Annotated in this window: 16 protein-coding genes and 1 tRNA gene; 7 read left to right on the forward strand and 10 right to left on the reverse strand. The window is 63.5% G+C overall.

Annotation, left to right across the window (positions count from 1 at the left end; all coding sequences use genetic code 11):
• Positions 1-15: 15 nt before the first annotated feature.
• Positions 16-1,518 carry a hypothetical protein gene (locus BX591_RS01995; RefSeq protein WP_111929053.1) on the reverse strand — a complete coding sequence of 501 codons (1,503 nt, stop codon included), beginning with the start codon at positions 1,516-1,518 and terminating at the stop codon, positions 16-18.
• Positions 1,519-1,926: 408 nt separating this feature from the next.
• Here BX591_RS01995 and BX591_RS02000 point away from each other — a divergent pair, with 408 nt between their 5' ends.
• Positions 1,927-2,988: a helix-turn-helix domain-containing protein gene (locus BX591_RS02000; protein WP_111929054.1), complete on the forward strand. Its 1,062-nt coding sequence runs from the start codon at positions 1,927-1,929 to the stop codon at positions 2,986-2,988.
• A 74-nt stretch (positions 2,989-3,062) separates the two neighbouring features.
• Here the strand turns inward: BX591_RS02000 and BX591_RS02005 are convergent.
• The 6 genes from BX591_RS02005 to cysS all read right to left on the reverse strand — a co-directional run bounded on the left by BX591_RS02005 (position 3,063) and on the right by cysS (position 10,178).
• Positions 3,063-3,156 (reverse strand) — tRNA-Ser (locus BX591_RS02005).
• A gap of 179 nt (positions 3,157-3,335) precedes the next feature.
• Positions 3,336-4,586: an aspartate kinase gene (locus tag BX591_RS02010; RefSeq protein WP_111929055.1), complete on the reverse strand. Its 1,251-nt coding sequence runs from the start codon at positions 4,584-4,586 to the stop codon at positions 3,336-3,338.
• Between the two features lie 376 nt (positions 4,587-4,962).
• Positions 4,963-6,513: a tRNA lysidine(34) synthetase TilS gene (gene tilS / locus BX591_RS02015; RefSeq protein WP_111929056.1), complete on the reverse strand. Its 1,551-nt coding sequence runs from the start codon at positions 6,511-6,513 to the stop codon at positions 4,963-4,965.
• 48 nt (positions 6,514-6,561) lie between these two features.
• A complete protein-coding gene (locus tag BX591_RS02020; RefSeq protein ID WP_111929057.1) occupies positions 6,562-7,533 on the reverse strand; it encodes an acetyl-CoA carboxylase carboxyltransferase subunit alpha in 972 nt (323 codons plus the stop codon).
• Positions 7,534-7,662: 129 nt separating this feature from the next.
• Positions 7,663-8,733: a DNA-3-methyladenine glycosylase family protein gene (locus tag BX591_RS02025; RefSeq protein WP_111929058.1), complete on the reverse strand. Its 1,071-nt coding sequence runs from the start codon at positions 8,731-8,733 to the stop codon at positions 7,663-7,665.
• A gap of 47 nt (positions 8,734-8,780) precedes the next feature.
• A complete protein-coding gene (gene cysS / locus BX591_RS02030; RefSeq protein ID WP_111929059.1) occupies positions 8,781-10,178 on the reverse strand; it encodes a cysteine--tRNA ligase in 1,398 nt (465 codons plus the stop codon).
• A 231-nt stretch (positions 10,179-10,409) separates the two neighbouring features.
• Here cysS and BX591_RS02035 point away from each other — a divergent pair, with 231 nt between their 5' ends.
• The 4 genes from BX591_RS02035 (at position 10,410) to BX591_RS02050 (ending at position 13,324) form a co-directional block, all read left to right on the forward strand.
• The gene (locus tag BX591_RS02035; protein WP_111929060.1) at positions 10,410-11,213 is read left to right on the forward strand and encodes a tetratricopeptide repeat protein; all 804 of its coding nucleotides are present in this window, start codon (positions 10,410-10,412) and stop codon (positions 11,211-11,213) included.
• Positions 11,214-11,261: 48 nt separating this feature from the next.
• Positions 11,262-11,843: a peptidylprolyl isomerase gene (locus tag BX591_RS02040; RefSeq protein WP_111929061.1), complete on the forward strand. Its 582-nt coding sequence runs from the start codon at positions 11,262-11,264 to the stop codon at positions 11,841-11,843.
• A gap of 119 nt (positions 11,844-11,962) precedes the next feature.
• Complete coding sequence (locus tag BX591_RS02045; RefSeq protein ID WP_111929062.1) at positions 11,963-12,457, forward strand: peptidylprolyl isomerase; 495 nt, start codon at positions 11,963-11,965, stop codon at positions 12,455-12,457.
• 69 nt (positions 12,458-12,526) lie between these two features.
• Positions 12,527-13,324, forward strand: a complete 798-nt coding sequence (locus tag BX591_RS02050; protein WP_111929063.1) for a UDP-2,3-diacylglucosamine diphosphatase — start codon at positions 12,527-12,529, stop codon at positions 13,322-13,324.
• Positions 13,325-13,469: 145 nt separating this feature from the next.
• On the opposite strand, the gene cysE is transcribed toward BX591_RS02050, so the two are convergent.
• Positions 13,470-14,327: a serine O-acetyltransferase gene (gene cysE / locus BX591_RS02055; protein WP_111929064.1), complete on the reverse strand. Its 858-nt coding sequence runs from the start codon at positions 14,325-14,327 to the stop codon at positions 13,470-13,472.
• A 179-nt stretch (positions 14,328-14,506) separates the two neighbouring features.
• Positions 14,507-15,346, reverse strand: a complete 840-nt coding sequence (locus BX591_RS02060) for an RNA methyltransferase (protein WP_111929353.1) — start codon at positions 15,344-15,346, stop codon at positions 14,507-14,509.
• A gap of 343 nt (positions 15,347-15,689) precedes the next feature.
• On the opposite strand from BX591_RS02060, the gene BX591_RS02065 reads away from it, so the two are divergent.
• Positions 15,690-16,493: an inositol monophosphatase family protein gene (locus BX591_RS02065; protein ID WP_111929065.1), complete on the forward strand. Its 804-nt coding sequence runs from the start codon at positions 15,690-15,692 to the stop codon at positions 16,491-16,493.
• Positions 16,494-16,796: 303 nt separating this feature from the next.
• Complete coding sequence (gene lplT, locus BX591_RS02070) at positions 16,797-18,095, forward strand: lysophospholipid transporter LplT (RefSeq protein ID WP_111929354.1); 1,299 nt, start codon at positions 16,797-16,799, stop codon at positions 18,093-18,095.
• A gap of 91 nt (positions 18,096-18,186) precedes the next feature.
• On the opposite strand, the gene BX591_RS02075 is transcribed toward lplT, so the two are convergent.
• Positions 18,187-18,594, reverse strand: coding sequence for a RidA family protein (locus BX591_RS02075; RefSeq protein WP_111929066.1), 408 nt, complete (start codon positions 18,592-18,594; stop codon positions 18,187-18,189).
• Between the last annotated feature and the right edge of the window lie 465 nt (positions 18,595-19,059).

The following is a 19,059-nucleotide window of genomic DNA, read 5'->3' on the forward strand; positions in this document are numbered from 1 at the left end:
TCGCGATAACGCGGGTTACGAACCCGGCGTATAGAAGCTCGACTCCAGGATATTGCCCACGGTGCCGTCCTTGTAAAGCTCCCAGACGAGCGCCGTCACACCCGATGCATTAACCGCAATCGCGGGCCAACTCGCATCCTGCGGCTGCTGACCGAACAGCGTGGCGGTGCCCCATGCACCGTTCGTATAGCGACTCGTGACGACGTCCGTGGAATTCGCCGTGCTCACGTCCTGCCAGGCGACCGTCGCATTGCCCGCGGCATCCATGACGATCTCCGGCTGCCGTGCGTTCAACTGGTACACATGCGCGGTCAGCTGTTGCGTCGGCCCCCAGGTACCGTTCGCATCCGTCGTACTGGCCTGCAGCGTGCCGTCCGGCCGGATCCACGTCACGGCCGCGAGGCCCTGGTGGTTCATGGCTAGCTGCGGGTAATAGCCGGTGTCCGCCGTGTCGATGAACGGGGCCACTGGCTGCGGCGTCTGCCAACCCGAACCGGCGAGGTAACGCTCGGACACGGTGGTGGTGTGCGGCCCATTACTGTCGATATCGACCTCGCCCCAGACCAGCATGAGGTTGCCTTTCGCATCCATGCCGGCGGCCGGCGCGAACACCGATTTGCTGGCCGCGCCGTTCGGTTCGAGCACCACTGGCGTCGCGTTGGCCCAGCCGTTGGTCGCGTCGTAGGTCGTCGCCCACAACGCCGATTGCGTGTTGTCCTTCTGCCGCCATGCGAGTACCGCATTGCCCGCCGACGTCACCGAGAGATTCAGCTCGACATTGTCGATACCTTGTCCGCCGATGCCCGTGATCGCGCCAGGACCTGTCTGCACCGGTTGCACGATCTGCGCGGGCGACGACCATGTGCCGCCGACGGTGTAGCGGCTCGTGAAGACACGCGTATCGGCCACATCGGTTTGCTGCTGCCAGGCCACGATCGCGTTGCCCTTGCCGTCGATGCCCGCCGTCCACGCGTAGCTGGTTTCGTTGGGCGACAGTTCCACCGCCGCTCCCCAGCCGGTCGCCGGATCGTAGGGGCGCGCCCACAGACCGTAGCCTGCCCCTGCGAGGAATTGCTGCCACAGCGCCACCGCATGACCGTCGGCGCTGCCGACCAGCACCGGCGCGCTGGTGCCGGGCGCGTTCATGGCGTACGTGCCGTCGGATGTATCGACGCGCACCGGCGTCGCCCATCCCGTGCCGGGCACATAGCGGCTCGACCACATCTCGTTGCCGAGGGAGCCATTGGGACCGTTCGTCATCCACAACGCGAGCGCGTTGCCTTGCGCATCGACGGTCACGGCGGGTAAAAACTCGGGGCCCTTGCCGTCCACCGTGGCGGGCGCGGACCAACCCGCCTTGACGCTGGCGCCGCCCGCCGGATTGGTCGGACTGCCCGGCGTCGAGGTCGTGCCGGTCGAACCCGACGTGGCACCGCCGGTTGAATTGGACACGTCGTCGCCGCCACAGGCGGACAACATCAGGCAGGTTGCGACAGCAACCGCTGCGATGGATTTCATGGATGTCCCCAGATTGAAAAGGTCTCGCTCGCGCTGTTGATTTAAATGACAGCGCGTCGTCCGGTCGCGCTGTGATCTATTTCTGTTAAATCCGTTTTTTCAAAACCGGTATTCCAGATAATTGTTAAATCAAGGCTGGATAAAGCGTTAATGCAGGCCACATCTTAGGATGGAGGCCGGGCAGGCGGGGTGCCATGGCGTCTCTATTTGGAGTGGATTTGCGTTGCGCGAAATTATTACCGGCCTTGCCGTTCAGCCTGTTCAATCTGGCCTGACAATTAATCGTCTATACCGGTAAAAATAGAGAAAATCGAGTCTCGGGCTATACCATGCGTATAAACCCCGGTTATTCGACCCGTCACGTCTAAATGACAATACGACGACTTCCCTTTCTGACGTCAGACGCCAATGGCTGGCTCCGTACACCCTGCCGGGAGATGCAACGTGTCCGAACATCAAGCGTTGAACGTGCGTCGTTTTTCGACGGACTCCGCGCCCGCCGACGAACGATTCGACGCCTGGGCCGCGCACAGCACCTATTGCGATATGGTGACGACGTATCGATCGGATCTTCCGTTCGACGCTCACCGCGACAACGTCTCGATCGGCCCGCTCGTTCTGGCCGGCCGGACATGGCGGCATCCCGATCCGTCTCTCGCCTACGAGGCAAAGCGCACGCCGGCGCGCATCCGCGCCGATCAACGGGACATTCATAGTTTCAGTCTGCAGATCAGCGGCACGGCCGCGCTGCGATCCGATGCAGGGACCACGATCAAGCGGCCTGGGGATCTGTATCTGCTGGACTTCGCGCGTCCGTTCGAGCGCGTCATTACGCCGGGGAGCGAAATCTCCCTCTCCGTGCCGAGAGAATGGCTGCCCGCCGAGACAGGGAAGTTGCACGGCTGTTCATTGACGCGGGGCGTCGGATCGTTGTTGAGCGACTACCTCATGTCGCTGTACAACACGCTTGCCCAACTCACTCGTCACGATGTACCGCACATCGTTCGAGCAACGACCGAGTTGCTGAAGGCGAGCCTTCACCCGGAACTGGATACCTTGGCCGCCGCGCAGACGCCGATTCGGGACCTGCTGCTTCAGCGCATTCGCCGCTACATCGACGACCATCTGCTGCAGCCCGATCTGACGCCCGCGAGCATCTGCCGGGACGTGGGTTTGTCGCGAGCCATGCTCTACCGACTCTTCGAAAGCGGCGGCGGGGTCATGCGGGAAATCCGCCAGAAGCGGCTGTATCGGGTGCATCAGGTGTTGTCGTCGCCGCATCGTCCCGCGGAACGCATCCGGGATATTGCGTGGCGCCATGGCTTCACGGACGAGAAATACTTCTACCGGATTTTCAAGGCGGAGTTCGGGCATACGCCGGGTGAGACCGGTGAAGCTGGTGAGACGCGCGAACAACAACGCGATCGGCGTGAGACAGAGAGCACGCGATATGCAGTGAAGCCAGATTGATTCTGGTTGATTGGCGAAGCACAAAACAAAAACCCCGCAGAGCCTAGACTCTGCGGGGTTCTCTCTACCACTTCTGGCGGAGACGGAGGGATTCGAACCCTCGATCCAGGTTTTGGCCCAGATGCTCCCTTAGCAGGGGAGTGCCTTCGACCTCTCGGCCACGTCTCCCAAACTTTCGGTTGCGCAGGGAGTCAGCGCAACGAAGCCAAGATAATAGCGGGCCGATCCGGGAAGGTCAATGTCTGGCGAACATTTTTTGTGCCGATTTCGTCATTGGCGACTTGATCTGTTCACATTGGCCGTAGAAAGCAAACGGGGCGCTTCCCAGCGCCCCGTTTTTCAGCAAATTACGCCTGATCCAGTTCGAACGCCTTATGCAGCGCGCGCACGGCGAGCTCCATATACTTCTCGTCGATCAGCACCGAAATCTTGATTTCGGAGGTCGAGATCATCTGGATGTTGATGCCCTCTTCCGACAGCGTGCGGAACATCGTGCTCGCGATACCCACATGCGAACGCATGCCGACGCCGACCACCGAGACCTTCGACACCTTCAGATCGCCGAGCACCTGCTCCGCCTGCACATGGCCCTTCACCTGGGTCGTGAGGATGTCCATGGCGCGCTGATAGTCGCCGCGACCCACGGTGAACGTGAAGGCCGTTTTGCCTTCCACGCTCTGGTTCTGGATGATCATGTCGACGTCGATATTCGCGTCCGCCACCGGGCCGAGAATCTGATACGCGATACCCGGCTTGTCGGGCACACCCATCACGGCGATACGAGCTTCGTCGCGCTGAAACGCGATGCCCGAGATGACTGCTTTTTCCATGGTCTCGTCTTCTTCAAAAGTAATCAGGGTGCCCGACTTCATTTCGGCGTCGAGCGGGATGAGCGGATCGGTCAGGCTCGACAGCACGCGCGTCTTCACCTGATATTTGCCGGCGAATTCCACCGAACGGATCTGCAGCACCTTCGAACCCAGGCTGGCCATTTCCAGCATTTCCTCGAACGTCACGCGATCGAGCCGGCGCGCTTCTTCGACCACGCGCGGGTCGGTCGTGTAGACACCGTCGACGTCCGTGTAGATCAGGCACTCGTCGGCCTTCAACGCGGCCGCGACCGCAACCGCCGACGTATCCGAACCGCCGCGGCCGAGCGTGGTGATATTGCCGTCCGGGTCGATACCCTGGAAGCCGGTGATCACCACCACCTTGCCTGCCTCGAGATCGCGCATCACGCGCTCGCCGTCGATCTCCATGATGCGCGCTTTCGTGAACGCGCTATCCGTTTTGACCGGCACTTGCCAGCCGGCATAGCTGACCGCGTCGACACCGGCTTCCTGCAGCGCGATGGCCAACAGGCCCGAGCTGACCTGCTCGCCGGTGGCGGCGATCATGTCGAGTTCGCGCGGGCTCGGCTGCGTGGTGATTTCTTTCGCGAGACCGAGCAGGCGGTTGGTTTCGCCGGACATTGCCGACGGCACGACCACCATCTTGTGGCCGGCCTTATGCCATTTCGCGACGCGCTTGGCGACGTTCTTGATGCGCTCGACCGAGCCCATCGAGGTGCCGCCGTATTTATGTACGATGAGTGCCATTGTCGTTCTGAACTGAAGGAGAAACCGCGCTGGCGCGCTGGAGACGACCGCACAAAAGCACAGGGGCGCAACGTCTCGTGAACGGCGGCGAAGTGTGTGGCGGCGTAGATGCAGCGCGCGTGCAGCACGCGCGGATTTGCCCGTGATTGATCGCTAATGGCTTACCGGGAATTTCGGATCACGATCGGAAAACCGACACAAGCGACGGCAAAAGCGGGCCGGGCAAACAAGTTAACGTACCCGATCGAGCGCAAAAAGACAAGCCGGAAAGGCCGTGAAAAGGCGTCGAATCGCGGCTGGAAAGGCTTGTCCGGCGCGGATTGACGCGTCGGCGCGCGATTCACCGGTTGGATAATCGGGTCGTCCGACCGGTCGGTCAGGCGATCGTCAGATCTTCGCGCCAATCGATGCGAACGCGGGGTTCCGTCGAGTTGGCGAGCTCCGCGAGCGCCGCGCGGTTGAGGCCGAGCAAGGGCACGAACAGGAGCTCGTCACCGAGATAGAGCAACGGCACGTCGCGTTTCCATGCCGGAATGCCGCGCTCCTGAAAGAGGTTTTTCAGGGTACGGCTCGGCGCGTTGGGCGACAGGTTCACGCGCATGCGCTCGCCGCCGCGGCGGGAACGGACGCTCAGTCGCGCGCGTTTTAGTGCAGCGAGTGGGATCGTGTCAGGCGCGTAGGCTGGCGCGTCGAAACCGGATTGTCCGTGGCGCTCGTCATGCGTGCCCGCGCCCAGGCGAGGGGCGCAATCGCCTTCGTGCCGGCGTCGACGCGCTTCAATCCCGCCCTGCTCCACCAACGCAAACACAAACGTCCCGCGCCATTGCGGCAAACGCCAGATCGATTCGCCCTGCCACGCCAACTCGCTCACCTCGCGCGCGACGAGCGCCGTCTCGTCGGCCGGCTCGCGACTATCGCCCGCCTCCCAGTACACGAGGCCGCGATAGCTGCGCAACGCCTGCCCCGAATAGTCGATCCGCAAGCGGTGACCCTCGTCGGCCTGACCGACTTCGCGCAACTGACGCAATGCGTCGCCGAGTCGCGCGGTCGATGCCGCGACGAAGCCGAGCATGCGCATCCAGTAACGCAAGAGATTGAGCGCGCGATCGTCGTCGAGCGCGAGCAGCGCGTCATGCGACAGCGCGTGTCCTGCCTCACGCGACACCGTGTTCATATCGACGCGTGCGAGATCGTCGAGCAAGCGCTGCGCCGACGCCGCATGCGCCGCCGTGCGCGCCAGCGCATCGCGGAATCCGGGGAAGTGAACGGCCAGCGCGGGCGTCACCTCGTGACGCAAGGCATTGCGCGCGTAGCGGACATCCGCATTGGATTCGTCGTCGATCCAGCGCAACCCGCGTGCGCTCGCGTACTGCTCGAGCTGGGCGCGCAGCAGATGAAGCAGCGGCCGCACCCGCACCGCTGCCGCGCCAGCAGGCGTGTACTCGGGCGCCATCGCCGATAGCCCCGCGAGACCCGCGCCACGCAGCAACTGCAGCAACACCGTTTCCGCCTGATCGTCCGCGTGCTGCGCGAGCCACACCGTATGAACGCCGTGCGCCGCGCACAGCGCATCGAGCGCGCGATAACGTGCTTCGCGCGCGGCGGCCTCGACGCCGGCCCCCGCATCGCGCGGCACGTCGACGCGCCGCGCATCGAATTCGACGCCGCGTTCGCGCGCGAACGCTTCGCCGTGCGCGAGCCACGCGTCGGCATGAGCGCTCAAACCGTGATGCACATGCAGCGCGATCCAACGCGACGCGCCGGCCACCCGCACCGCGGCATCGAGCAAAACGCTCGAATCCAGCCCGCCGCTAAACGCAATCGCAATCCGCGCGTCGCGAGGCAGTGACAATGACAGTGCGGATAAAGAAACGCCGACCGCCTCGAGAACGAGGCGGTCGGCGGAGGAATCGGCGGTGGTGGTCACGTCGCTGGCGCGTGCTGCGCTACCGGACGAAAGAAAACACGCGCGGGCTTACGCACCCGGCGTCGTTTCCTTGAACTTGCCGTACGCCATGAGCCGTTCGAAACGACGTTGACGCAGGTCGGTGATGCTCATGCCCTGGAACTGACGCAGCGAGTCGGCGAGCGCACGGCGCAACATGGCGGCCATGCCCTTCGGATCGCGATGCGCGCCGCCGAGCGGCTCGTTGACGATCTTGTCGATCAAGCCGAGCGCCTTCAGACGATGCGCGGTCAGGCCCAGCGCTTCGGCGGCCTCCGGTGCTTTCGCGGCGCTCTTCCACAGAATCGACGCGCAGCCTTCCGGCGAGATCACCGAATAGGTCGAGAATTGCAGCATCAGCACGCTGTCGCCCACGGCGATCGCGAGCGCGCCGCCCGAACCGCCTTCACCGATGATCGTGGCGATCAGCGGCGTCTTCAGTTCGGCCATGACGTACAGATTGCGGCCGATCGCCTCGGACTGGCCGCGCTCTTCCGCGCCGATGCCGGGATAAGCCCCCGGCGTGTCGATGAACGTGAAGATCGGCAGGCTGAATTTTTCGGCGAGACGCATCAGACGTTCGGCCTTGCGATAGCCTTCCGGACGCGGCATGCCGAAGTTGCGCAGCGCGCGCTCTTTCGTGTCACGGCCCTTCTGATGGCCGATCACCATGCAGGCCTGGCCGTTGAAGCGCGCAAGGCCGCCGACGATCGACAGGTCGTCCGCATAGTTGCGGTCGCCGTGCAGTTCGTGGAAATCGGTGAACAGCTCGTTCACGTAGTCGAACGTGTACGGGCGCTGCGGATGACGGGCAATTTGCGAAACCTGCCACGGTGTGAGGTTCGCGTAAAGATCTTTGGTGAGCTGCTGGCTCTTCTTGGACAGCCGCTCGATCTCTTCCGAAATATCGACGGCCGAATCGTCCTGCACGAAGCGCAATTCTTCGATCTTCGCTTCGAGTTCAGCGATCGGCTGTTCGAAATCCAGAAACGTGGTCTTCATTGGTTGTAATCCTTGGACTTACCGGCAGCGCGTATTCTAACCGCGCGCGCGAATGTCTAAACCCCCTCTAAACTATCGAATACAAATGACCGATAGTTTCCGAGATGGCTGCCTTCTTTGGTTCAGTATTCAGTATTCGACCGGCAACGGATCGAGACTACGCCACATATACCAGGTCGCGACGGTACGCCACGGCTCCCAGTTTGCCGCGACCTCGCGCGCTTCGCTGCGCGTGACCGGTTCGCCGCTGAAATAGTTGACGCTGATCGCGCGGATCAAACCGAGATCGTCGAGCGGCAGAACGTCGGGACGCGACAGATTGAAGATCAGGAACATCTCCGCGGTCCAGCGGCCGATGCCGCGAATCTGCGTGAGTTCGGCGATCACCGCCTCGTCTTCCATGGTCGTCCACTTGCCGACGTGCAGCGCGCCCGACACGAAGTGCTGCGCGAGATCGAGCACGTACTCCGCTTTGCGCCTGGACAAACCGCACGCAGTCAGCTTCTCCTGACCGAGTTTGATGAACTGCTGCGGCACCAGCTTCGGACACGCGGCTTCGACCTTGGCCCACACCGCCTGCGCCGATGCGACCGAAATCTGCTGGCCGACCACCGAACGCGCGAGCGTGACGAACGGATCGCCACGGCTCAGCAAATGCACTGGACCGAATTTCGGAATCAGCTTCTTCAGAATGCGATCGCGCTTGACGAGGTCCGCACACGCCTTGTCCCAATACGCGGGCCGCGTCTCTTCAGGCGTGAGGCCACCAATCTGCACCGGCACCGCGACTTCGCTCGCGCTCGTCCCTTCGCCGCCCGCGCTCGACGACGCACGCGTCTTGCGCACGACTTCGCCTTCGTGACCTTTCTGGGTGACGTGGGCGAGCTCCTGCACGTCGCCCGCAAGTTCGGCCGGCAATGCGCCGTTGCTCTTCGCACGCGGCGCCTTGGCGCGCTTCGCGGACACAGATGCGGATGCCGACACAGACGCCGGAGCCGATGCACCATTGAGCGCCCGCTTCGCCGCCGGCTTTTTCGCCGCGCCCGTTGCGCCCTTGGCCGCCGCCCCACCGGCTTTCGACGATGCTTTTTTTACCGCGCCGCTGCCGCTGCGAGCCGACGTTCGAGTCGACTTGGCGGCGGCTGCCGCGCTTGTTTGAGACGTGGCTCGTTTAGCCGGCGTCTTCGTGGCCGTTGCCATCCTGCCTCCTGCCTGGCGAGTCGATCAGAGGGAAGTACGAGGTGCGCTCACACGCGCCGCCACTCGGTCAACCCGCCGGGTTTGTCTTCAAGTGCAACGCCGGCCTCGAGCAATTCGGCCCGGATCCGGTCTGCTGCCGCATAGTCCTTCGCCTGCTTGGCGGCCACGCGCGCGGCGATCTTCGCTTCGATCGCGGCGGGCTCGAGCGCGCCTTCGGCGGCGACGCCCGCGGCCTGCTGCAGGTATGCACGCGGCTCACGGCCGAGCAGCCCGAGCACCGCGCCCAGCGAGCGCAGTTGACGGGCCAGCGCGGGGTCGCGCGTGCGGTTCACTTCAGTGGCCAGTTCGAACAACACCGACACCGCGACCGGCGTGTTGAAGTCGTCGTTCATGGCGGCCTGGAAACGCTGCGCGAACGCCTCGTTCCAGTCGAGCCCGGCGCTGTCGGGCGTCACGTCTTTCAGCGCGGTGTACAACCGCGCGAGCGCGTTGCGCGCGTCGTCGATATGCACGTCGCTGTAGTTCAACGGCGAACGGTAGTGCGCACGCGCAATGAAAAAACGCACGACCTCGGCATCGTACTGCGCCAATACTTCGCGAATCGTAAAGAAGTTGTTCAACGACTTCGACATCTTCTCATTGTCGATCTGCACGTAGCCGTTGTGCATCCAGTAATTCACGAACGTTTGTCCGGTCGCGGCTTCACTTTGCGCGATTTCGTTTTCATGGTGCGGAAACTGCAGATCCTGGCCGCCGCCATGAATGTCGAAACGATCGCCGAGCAACGAGCAGCCCATCGCAGAGCATTCGATATGCCAGCCCGGACGGCCGCGGCCGAATGTCGAGTCCCAGCCGGTGTCGGCCGGCTCTTCCGGTTTCGCTTTTTTCCACAGCACGAAGTCGAGCGGGTCCTGCTTCGCGTCGTTCGCTGCGACGCGTTCGCCCGCGCGCAGATCTTCGATCGATTTACCCGACAGCTTGCCGTAGCCCGCGAACTTGCGCACCGCGTAGTTCACGTCGCCGTCGCTCGCCTGATAGGCGCAACCGTTCGACTGGAGCTTCTCGATCATGCCGAGCATCTGCGGAATGAAATCGGTGGCGCGCGGCTCGATGTCGGGCCGTGCGATGCCGAGCGCGTCCGCGTCTTCGTGCAACGCGGCGATGAAGCGGTCGGTCAACGACTTGATCGTCTCGCCGTTCTCGACCGCGCGCCGGATGATCTTGTCGTCGATATCCGTGATGTTGCGCACGTAGGTCACCTCGTAACCGAGCGTGCGCAGCCAGCGCTGCACGATGTCGAACACGACCATGACCCGCGCATGACCGACGTGACAATAGTCGTACACGGTCATCCCGCAGACATACATCCGCACGACGCCGGGCTGCAGCGGCACGAAGTTTTGCTTGTCACGCGCGAGCGTGTTGTAGATGCGCAGTGATTCCATAGAGAACGGTGCGTGGGCCGAAAGAAATCCGCAATGTGTTTCATGCGCGCCGTGCCCCGCGAACTGACGGCGGGTGCGTCGCGTACAGCAAAACCGGTGCAGCGGATGCGGCGGTCAGGCTGCGATCAAGGCGGAGACGACCACGAGTGGCGAAAAGACAGTTTGCGGTTCGACGGAACGCGCAGACCTTTTGTTAGAATGGGTCGGAGTATAACATCCAGACCTGAGCCTATGAAACCTTCCAGCGGCCGCGCGCGCAGCGCTGCGACCCACGCCGCGACAGCCTTTGATGGCGTCGTGCGCGGCGTGTCCCGTGGCGTTGTTCGTGACTCCACGCGTGCCCTCGCCTTGCGCGTCGCCCTCGCTGCCGCGCTCGCGGTTGCGCCCGGCGCAGCCGCGTTTGCGCAGAAGGCGTCGACCTTGCCGCAAGGCCCCGCGGTGCGCGACAACACGCCGGAAATCGACACCACGATCGCGCAGAAAAACTGGCAGGCCGCGCTGACCCAGCTCGACGCGCGCATCGCGTCGAACCCGCGCGACGCCCAGGCCAAATTCAAGCGCGCCACCGTGCTGGCGCACCTGAATCGCGACGACGAGGCGATCACCGCCTTCACCGAACTCACGCAGTTGTACCCCGAGCTGCCCGAGCCGTATAACAACCTGGCGGCGCTCTACGCGAAAGAAGGCCGTTATACGGAAGCACGCGGCGCGCTCGAAACGGCAACCAAGGTGAATCCCGGCTACGGTCTCGCCTACGAGAACCTCGGCGACCTCTATCTGCGCATGGCCAATGAGGCCTACCGTCGCGCGCAAAGCCTGGGCAAGGCCAGCGCCACGACCACGCAGCGCCTCGCGGACATTCAGAAGATCGTCTCGCCGCCGCAGACCAAAACGCCGGCCGTGAAAAAGGCGGCCGTCGCGCCGGACGATTACACGGCCCGCGCCACCTCGAACATGACCGACTCGTCCAGCTTCCAGTTCGGCGGCTCGAACGGCTCGCTCGCCATGCCGCCCTACATGGCGCCGTCGAAGTAACGCCGCGCTGTTTCCGGCACATCGTTTTTTCCAACCCTGAGGATCTTCATGAAATGGTTGATGTTGGCGCTCGGCAGCGCCGCCCTGATCGCAAACGCTCCCGCCTTTGCCCAGTCCGGTTCGCAAGCCACGCATCCGTCCGTCCTCTTCAAGACGTCGGAAGGCGACATCCGCGTCGAGTTGTATCCTGAGAAAGCACAGAAGACGGTCGCCAACTTCCTCGACTACGTGAAGTCCGGCCAGTACAGCGGCACGATTTTCCACCGCGTGATTCGCGGCTTCATGATTCAGGGTGGCGGCTACACGCAGAGCTTCGCCGAGAAGCCGACCCGCGCGCCGATTCCGCTCGAAAGCCGTAACGGTCTGAAGAACGCCGCCGGCACGCTCGCCATGGCGCGCACCAGCGACCCGAATTCGGCCACCGCGCAATTCTTCATCAACACGGTGGACAACGCCGGCCTCGACTATCCGAATCCGGACGGCAACGGCTACGCGGTGTTCGGCAAGGTCACGAGCGGCATGGACGTCGTGAAGAAGATCGAAGGCACACCCACCACCACGCGCGGCCCGATGAGCGACGTGCCGGCCAAGGCCGTCGTGATCGAGTCGGCTACGGTGGTCGGCAAGTAACAGACAGACAGCAGCAAGCGGCAGGCGCTCAATCCACGCCCCGGCGCGGACCGCCGTCATCGCTTCATATGAGGGGCGGCCGCGCTTTTTACCCACCTCGTTCATCAAAGGATTCCATCATGGTTGAACTGCATACGAACCACGGCGTCATCAAACTCGAACTGGACGCTGAGAAGGCGCCGAAGTCGGTTGAGAATTTCCTCAACTACGTGAAGGCCGGTCACTACGACAACACGGTGTTCCACCGCGTGATCGACGGCTTCATGATCCAGGGTGGCGGTTTCGAACCCGGCATGAAGCAGAAGCCGACGGCTGAAGCGATCGACAACGAAGCCAACAACGGTCTGAAGAACGTCAACGGCTCGGTCGCAATGGCACGCACAAACGACCCGCACTCGGCGACCGCGCAATTCTTCATCAACGTGAACGACAACGACTTCCTGAATCACTCGTCGCCGACGCCGCAGGGCTGGGGCTACGCCGTGTTCGGCAAGGTCGTCGACGGTCTGGACATCGTCGAGAAGATCAAGAAGGTCAAGACGGGTTCGAAGGGCTTCCATCAGGACGTGCCGGTCGACGACGTCGTGATCGAAAAGGCCGTGATCGTCGATTAAGCGGCAACGGCGCGCCCAACGCGCGCCCTGCACGCGTCGACTCGTTCGAACTGATATCAGGCACCTTCAATGCTGCAAGAAACGCCGCTGCGAAGCGTCGCCGCGGGCGTGCCTGGCGAGGGCAAACGCCCGCACGCCGCACGCCCGTTTTTTTTCCTCTCCGACATTCACTTGAGCGAGGCGATTCCGCACACGGTCGCCGCGTTCGAGCATTTCATTCGCGTCACCGCCGAGCAGGCGGATTCGGTTTTCATTCTCGGCGACCTGTTCGAGTACTGGATCGGCGACGACATGCTGGTCGAGCCGTTTGCCGGCCGTATCGCGGCGCTGCTGCACACGTTGTCGGAGCGCGGCATCGCGCTCTACATCATGCATGGCAATCGCGATTTTTTGCTGGGCAAGCGCTTCATGAAAGCGGCCGGCGCGATCTGGCTGCCCGATCCGTTCGTGATCACCGCGTTCGGCACGCGTGTGGTGCTGGCACATGGCGACGGGCTGTGTACCGCCGACCGTGGTTATCAGGCGTTCCGCCGCTTTGCGCGCAGCCGCTTCGCGCAGTTGCTGTTTCTGGCGTGGCCGTTCCGCTGGCGTCAGTCGCTCGCGGAGAACATGCGCACGAAGAGCGAGCAAGGGCGCGCACGGCCCGTCTCGCCGAAGTACGACGTGACCTCGAAAGCCGTTGCCGCATTGTTCAAAGCGTCGAACACCGCAACCCTCATTCATGGTCATACGCACCGGCCGGCGCGGCACCGCGAGCCCGCGGGCACGCGCTGGGTGCTGCCGGATTGGGATCTCGACCACGGCGAGCGCCGTGGCGGTTATCTGCGGATCGATGCCGAAGGAATTCGGGCGTTACCGCTGGATTGACGTCGGCGTGGCCGAGCGTACCGAGCGTGGTGTACGGCCGTCATACGACGCAAGGCCAGCACCGGCACGCTAATCGATGCCAGCCGGATTCGATGGCGCAACGACGGGCTCGCATCGGCCCTTGCCTGTCGCTCGCTATCGCGGACTAACGCTCCGCTGCCACGTCTTCCACTTTTCCTGCGATCGCGGCTGACAAACGTCGTAAATCGAGCAACGCCGCATCGGCGCCTTGCAGCCCTTCCAGACTCGTGCCCAGCCGCTCCAGCGCGCCGACGATTTCGTCGATGCGCCGTGACTGCGTGGCCGCGTGATCGATCAGCCCGTGAATGGCGAGCGACACAGGATCGTCCGCATTCGGCGTGATGCCGTAGGCACAGAACGCACTGCTCGCGCCGGCGCGTTTCGCTTGCCGCGCCGCGTCGGCGGTCGCTTCGCCTTGCGGCGCGCCTGCCGCAACTGCGGCGCCTGCCGAAGCCACCGCCGAAGCCGCCGGCACGATGATCCGCGCCGGATTGCCCACCGCCGTGCCGCCGGCGGGCACCGGCTTGGTAACCACCGCGTTCGAACCGATCTTCGCTTCCGCGCCGATCGTGAAGCCGCCCAGCACCTTCGCGCCCGCGCCGACGATCACGCCGCGCTCGAGCGTCGGATGCCGTTTCGCGCCGCGCGTGAGCGAGGTTCCGCCGAGCGTCACGCCCTGGTAAATCGTGCAGTCGTCGCCGATCTGCGCGGTTTCGCCGATCACCACGCCCATGCCGTGATCAATGAACACACGCCGCCCCACCGTCGCGCCCGGATGGATTTCGATGCCGGTCATGAAACGCGCCATCTGCGACACGAAGCGCGCAAGCCAACGGCGCTCTGCCCGCCAGCACGCATGCGCAAGCCGGTGCAGCACGAGTGCGTGCAGGCCCGGATAACACGTGATGACTTCCCAGGCGCTGCGGGCGGCGGGATCGCGCTCGCGGATCGTGGCAATGTCTTCGCGAAGTCTCGTGAACATGGCAGGAATGGTGTCGTGGGAGAAGGAACGCCGGTGCGAAATACCGCACCCGACGGCATGCTTGCCGCATAGCAGCCCGGCAGCTTTGCTTAGAACGTTTCGAGCGATTGTAGGGGGATTGCGCGGAACCTGCCGGAAGCCCACGCTGCCGGCAAGGTCGTCGATGGCGACGCGGGGCGTCAGGCGCCGTCGCCGTCCGGGTGGCGGGTTTTCAGCAGAATGTGCTTGGCGATGCCGCGCACGATATTCACTTCCTCGCGCTCCAGACCGGAACGCGCGAATAGCCGCCGCAAGCGCGACATCAGCTTCTTCGGATTGGCCGGATCGAGAAATTCGAGCGCGACCAGCGCGCTTTCCAGATGCGTGAACATGCTTTCGATTTCGTCGCTGGCCGCGCGGGGTTCGGCGGTGTCGCCCTGCGCCGTGGACGCTTGCCCGGCCGCCTGCATGACCGAGGACGCCGCGCTGTCGGTCGACAGAAACGAGGTGCGTAATTCATACGCCAGCACCTGCACCGCCTGCGCGAGATTGAGCGAGCTGTAGGCCGGATTGGCCGGAATATGCACCAGCGCGCCGCACCGTTCGACATCTTCGTTCGACAGGCCGGTGCGCTCGTTGCCGAACACCAGCGCGATCTCGCCGTGCGCCGCCTGGTCACGCGCGACGCCGGCCGCGACGCGCGGCGTGCCTTGCGGCGGTCCGTATTCGCGCAGCCGCGCCGTCAACGCGACCGACCAGTGCACCCCGCTCAGCGCGTCGGCGAGCGTATGCACGACGTGCACGGACGCCAGCACGTCGTCCGCGCCGGCCGCCATGGCGATCGCTTCCGGATCGTTTTGCACGTTCGGCACGCGCGGCGAGACCAGCACGAGGCGCGAGAAGCCCATGGTCTTCAGCGCGCGCGCCGCCGCGCCGACGTTACCGGGATGACTCGGCTCGACGAGCACGAAACGGGTCGAGGTGAAGCCGCCGCGAAACTCGGCCACGGCGGGATCGGAGGAATGGTGGGTGTGGTCCACGATGGCGTTCTGCAAGACTAAAGACGCGTATGGTAGCGCCAAGCCTCTAAGCGGTCCGGTTTTCCTGTAAATACGGGCAAACCATGCCTTGGCGACCGGACTCGAGGAAAACTCAGGTAAAATATTGAGATTCGCGTCCGGTTTTCGTCTGTCCACGAAAGACACCGAAAGGTCCGGCGCCTCGTTCTTATCCAATTCGTCTCCGTCGGCGGAATGCGCACCGGGCCTGTACCGGGCGAGCGTTCCGTGCTGTTTTCGCGCCTCGCAGGCGCCCTGTCAGCGCAGGTTTAGCGCTTATTTACCGGCCAGCAGCCGTGCTGCCCCGGCACAAGGATCCAGTCTCATGCATCCCATGCTCAACATCGCCGTGAAGGCCGCGCGCCGCGCCGCCCAGATCATCACCCGCGCGTCGCTCGACCTCGATCTGATCCAAGTCAGCAAGAAACAGCACAACGATTTCGTCACGGAGGTCGACAAAGCGTCTGAAGCGGCGATCATCGACACGCTGAAGACCGCCTACCCCGATCACGCCATCCTCGCCGAAGAATCCGGCAAGTCGGATAACGAATCCGAATATCAGTGGATCATCGATCCGCTCGACGGCACCACCAATTTCATTCACGGCTTCCCGTACTACTGCGTATCGATCGCGCTTGCTCACAAGGGCATCGTGACCCAGGCCGTGGTCTACGATCCGACCCGCAACGACCTGTTCACCGCCTCGCGCGGCCGTGGCGCGTTCCTGAACGACCGCCGTATCCGCGTCGCCAAGCGCGACCGTCTGGCCGACGGCCTGATCGGCACGGGCTTCCCGTTCCGTGAAACCGACGGCCTCGCCGCCTACGGCCGCCAGTTCGCCGAAATGACCGAGGCCTGTGCCGGCCTGCGCCGTCCGGGTGCGGCTGCGCTCGATCTGGCGAACGTCGCCGCCGGCCGCATGGACGGTTTCTTCGAGCAAGGCCTGAATCCGTGGGACGTCGCCGCGGGCAGCCTGCTGATCACGGAAGCGGGCGGTCTGGTGGGCAATTACACCGGCGACTCGGACTTCCTGCACATCGGTGAAATCGTCGCGGGCAACCCGAAGATTTACGCGCAGATGATCCCGATCCTGTCGCGCTACAGCCGGACCCGCCAGCAAGCGGATTAAGCGGCACACGGCTGCGATTCTGGTGGAACGGTTCAAACCGGAACCGCCAGATTCACGAGATTCACAAGCCAGGTCCGCGTCATTGCGCGACCGACCGGTCTTGAGTGTCAGCTCAGGCCACGCCCACAGAAACACCACAAGCGGCTTCGGCCGCTTTTTCGTTTGGCTCGCCTGCATCGCGCAAGCGTTCGTGCTACAAAGCGGGATGCCGCACCGGCCCGCCCGATCGCCGGTTGCGTTTTGCGCGTCTTTCGCTGCGCCCTGCCGTGCGCCAACTTCGGCGCACCGCTTTCGATCCGCTTCATGAAAAAAGGCTTCTACACAATCATTGCGGCGCAGTTTATTTCGTCGCTCGCGGACAATGCCCTGCTGATCGCCGCCATCGCGCTGCTCTCCGTGATTCGCTCGGCCGCCTGGGTCACTCCGCTGCTGCAAATTTTCTTCACCGTCTCGTACGTGTTGCTCGCGCCGTTCGTCGGCGCCTTCGCCGACGCGATGCAGAAGCGGCACGTGATGTTCGCCTCCAACGCGCTGAAGGCGAGCGGTTGCCTGATGATGATCGCCGGCGTGCATCCGATGATCGCCTATGGCGTGGTCGGCTTCGGCGCCGCCGCGTATTCGCCCGCCAAATACGGCATCCTCACCGAGCTGCTGCCCGCCGACCGACTCGTCAAGGCGAACGCATGGCTCGAATCGGCGACGGTACTGTCGACCATTGTCGGCACGATGGTCGGCGGCGCGCTGATCAGCACGGTCGCCGACAAATTCGTCGCGCACGCGCATTGGCCGCTGATCCGCTCGTCCGCCGATCTGGCGATGTTCGCGACCATGGTCACCTACGCGATCGCCGCCGCGATCAACATTTTCATTCCCGACACCGGCGCGCGCTATCCGAACCGCCTCACCGAACCGAAGAAGCTGGTGGGCGATTTCTATCACTGCTTCAACGTGCTGTGGGCCGACAAGCTCGCGCAGATCGCGCTGTGGGTCACGACCTTGATGTGGGGCGGCGCGGTGACGTTGCAATTGCTGGTGCTCAAATGGGCCAACGTCAATCTCGGGCTGTCGCTGTCGAAGGCGGCGGTCATGCAAGGGGTCACGGGGCTCGGCATCGCGGTCGGCGCGGCGGCCGCGGCGGCGCTGATTCCATTGCGCCAGTCGTTGCGGGTGCTACCAGTGGGGATTCTCACCGGCGCGGTGGCGATCGCGGTGGCGTTCTACAACAAGGATCTGTTCCCGGCGGGCTCGGGCATCCGGATCGGCACGTACGTGCTGCCGTTTTACATTCTGTTCGCCTATCCGCTAATGATCCTGCTCGGCGCCTTGTCGGGCTTTTTCATCGTGCCGATGAACGCGATTCTGCAGCACCGCGGCGCCACGCTGCTGTCGGCGGGGCATTCGATCGCGGTGCAGAACTTCAATCAGAATCTGGCCGTGCTGCTGATGCTCGGGGTCTATGCGTTACTGCTGACCGCGAAGCTGCCGGCGCAGTGGATCATCGTCGTGTTCGGCAGCTTCATCACGTTCATGATGTGGCTCGCGAAACGGCGCAGCGCGGTGAATGAGCGCAAGGTGGATATGCGGGCGATGGTGGAGGAGTGAGTGTGCGTGGGCGTTTGTGTGGCGGTTTGAGCCGTGGCACGTTACCGGCTCAGCGCGACGCGCCGCCGCGCTCAATCCCTTCGCGCAGGGCTCAAGCCTTGACCGCGTTCCGTTGTACCGCCACGCACCTGATTTCGGCCAGCAAGCCCGGATGCGCGAGTTCCGATACGCCAATCGCCGTCCACGCACATGTACCGCGCGGAAAAACCCGGTTCTTCACTTCGCGGAAGACTGCCATGTGTACGCTCATCTGGACGTGGTAAGTCGTCATCTCGACGACGTCTTCAAACGTGCAGCCTGCCGCCTCGAGAAGTATCTTCAGATTTTCCCAGCACGCGAGGAACTGCGCCTCGGGATCGTGGATGACTTCGAGCTCACGTGTACGCCCGACTTGTCCGGCGCAAAATACCGTTGTTCCTACCTTGACGGCGGGCGCATAGCCCGCGCGCTCAACGATCTGTTCCATTCCATCGGGAACGATGATTTCTCGGTCGGTCATGCAGGGATTCCTTCGCGATGGTGAGAGGCGTTAGTGAGTAGCGATAGCGGGTTCGGATCGACGCAACTATATCGCCGGCTGCGTCGAATTCGAACCAACGCGGCCATCGGTCGCATCCGATAGTTAGCCGATCGTTACCCTAGTCCGGGAGCGCAACGAACACCTTGCACCGGCCGCCAGACGCAAAAACGACCTTCTGGCGATGCTCGGCCATGCTGGAAGTGCAACGAGGAGTTCGGCATGCCGAAGAAAATTAACTCTGGCGTCGCGATGACACCGGGCCACGCGACGTAGGCACTGCGCGCCGTTCTTACGTTCGGCAACCGGAGCCTGTTCGACATGCCCCTCGACCGAATGGCGGCACCGGATTCCCACTGCGTAATTCGACTGCTGCGGTACCATATCGCCGTTTGGTGCGTTAGTCGGTTACCGCTTGTGCGTGACCGGCTCTTGCCCCTCTTCGCG

The sequence above is a fragment of the Paraburkholderia bryophila genome (assembly GCF_003269035.1).
GTDB classification, from domain to species: domain Bacteria; phylum Pseudomonadota; class Gammaproteobacteria; order Burkholderiales; family Burkholderiaceae; genus Paraburkholderia; species Paraburkholderia bryophila.

What these genes read in the sequence shown, in the direction of transcription:
- cysS (WP_111929059.1), bottom strand. Translation starts at nt 10,178, where the DNA reads ATGGAATCACTGCGCATCTACAACACGCTCGCGCGTGACAAGCAAAAC.
- BX591_RS02020 (WP_111929057.1), bottom strand. Translation starts at nt 7,533, where the DNA reads ATGAAGACCACGTTTCTGGATTTCGAACAGCCGATCGCTGAACTCGAA.
- BX591_RS02025 (WP_111929058.1), bottom strand. Translation starts at nt 8,733, where the DNA reads ATGGCAACGGCCACGAAGACGCCGGCTAAACGAGCCACGTCTCAAACA.
- BX591_RS01995 (WP_111929053.1), bottom strand. Translation starts at nt 1,518, where the DNA reads ATGAAATCCATCGCAGCGGTTGCTGTCGCAACCTGCCTGATGTTGTCC.
- BX591_RS02040 (WP_111929061.1), top strand. Translation starts at nt 11,262, where the DNA reads ATGAAATGGTTGATGTTGGCGCTCGGCAGCGCCGCCCTGATCGCAAAC.
- BX591_RS02035 (WP_111929060.1), top strand. Translation starts at nt 10,410, where the DNA reads ATGAAACCTTCCAGCGGCCGCGCGCGCAGCGCTGCGACCCACGCCGCG.
- cysE (WP_111929064.1), bottom strand. Translation starts at nt 14,327, where the DNA reads ATGTTCACGAGACTTCGCGAAGACATTGCCACGATCCGCGAGCGCGAT.
- BX591_RS02075 (WP_111929066.1), bottom strand. Translation starts at nt 18,594, where the DNA reads ATGACCGACCGAGAAATCATCGTTCCCGATGGAATGGAACAGATCGTT.
- BX591_RS02045 (WP_111929062.1), top strand. Translation starts at nt 11,963, where the DNA reads ATGGTTGAACTGCATACGAACCACGGCGTCATCAAACTCGAACTGGAC.
- lplT (WP_111929354.1), top strand. Translation starts at nt 16,797, where the DNA reads ATGAAAAAAGGCTTCTACACAATCATTGCGGCGCAGTTTATTTCGTCG.
- BX591_RS02000 (WP_111929054.1), top strand. Translation starts at nt 1,927, where the DNA reads ATGGCTGGCTCCGTACACCCTGCCGGGAGATGCAACGTGTCCGAACAT.
- BX591_RS02010 (WP_111929055.1), bottom strand. Translation starts at nt 4,586, where the DNA reads ATGGCACTCATCGTACATAAATACGGCGGCACCTCGATGGGCTCGGTC.
- BX591_RS02050 (WP_111929063.1), top strand. Translation starts at nt 12,527, where the DNA reads ATGCTGCAAGAAACGCCGCTGCGAAGCGTCGCCGCGGGCGTGCCTGGC.
- BX591_RS02065 (WP_111929065.1), top strand. Translation starts at nt 15,690, where the DNA reads ATGCATCCCATGCTCAACATCGCCGTGAAGGCCGCGCGCCGCGCCGCC.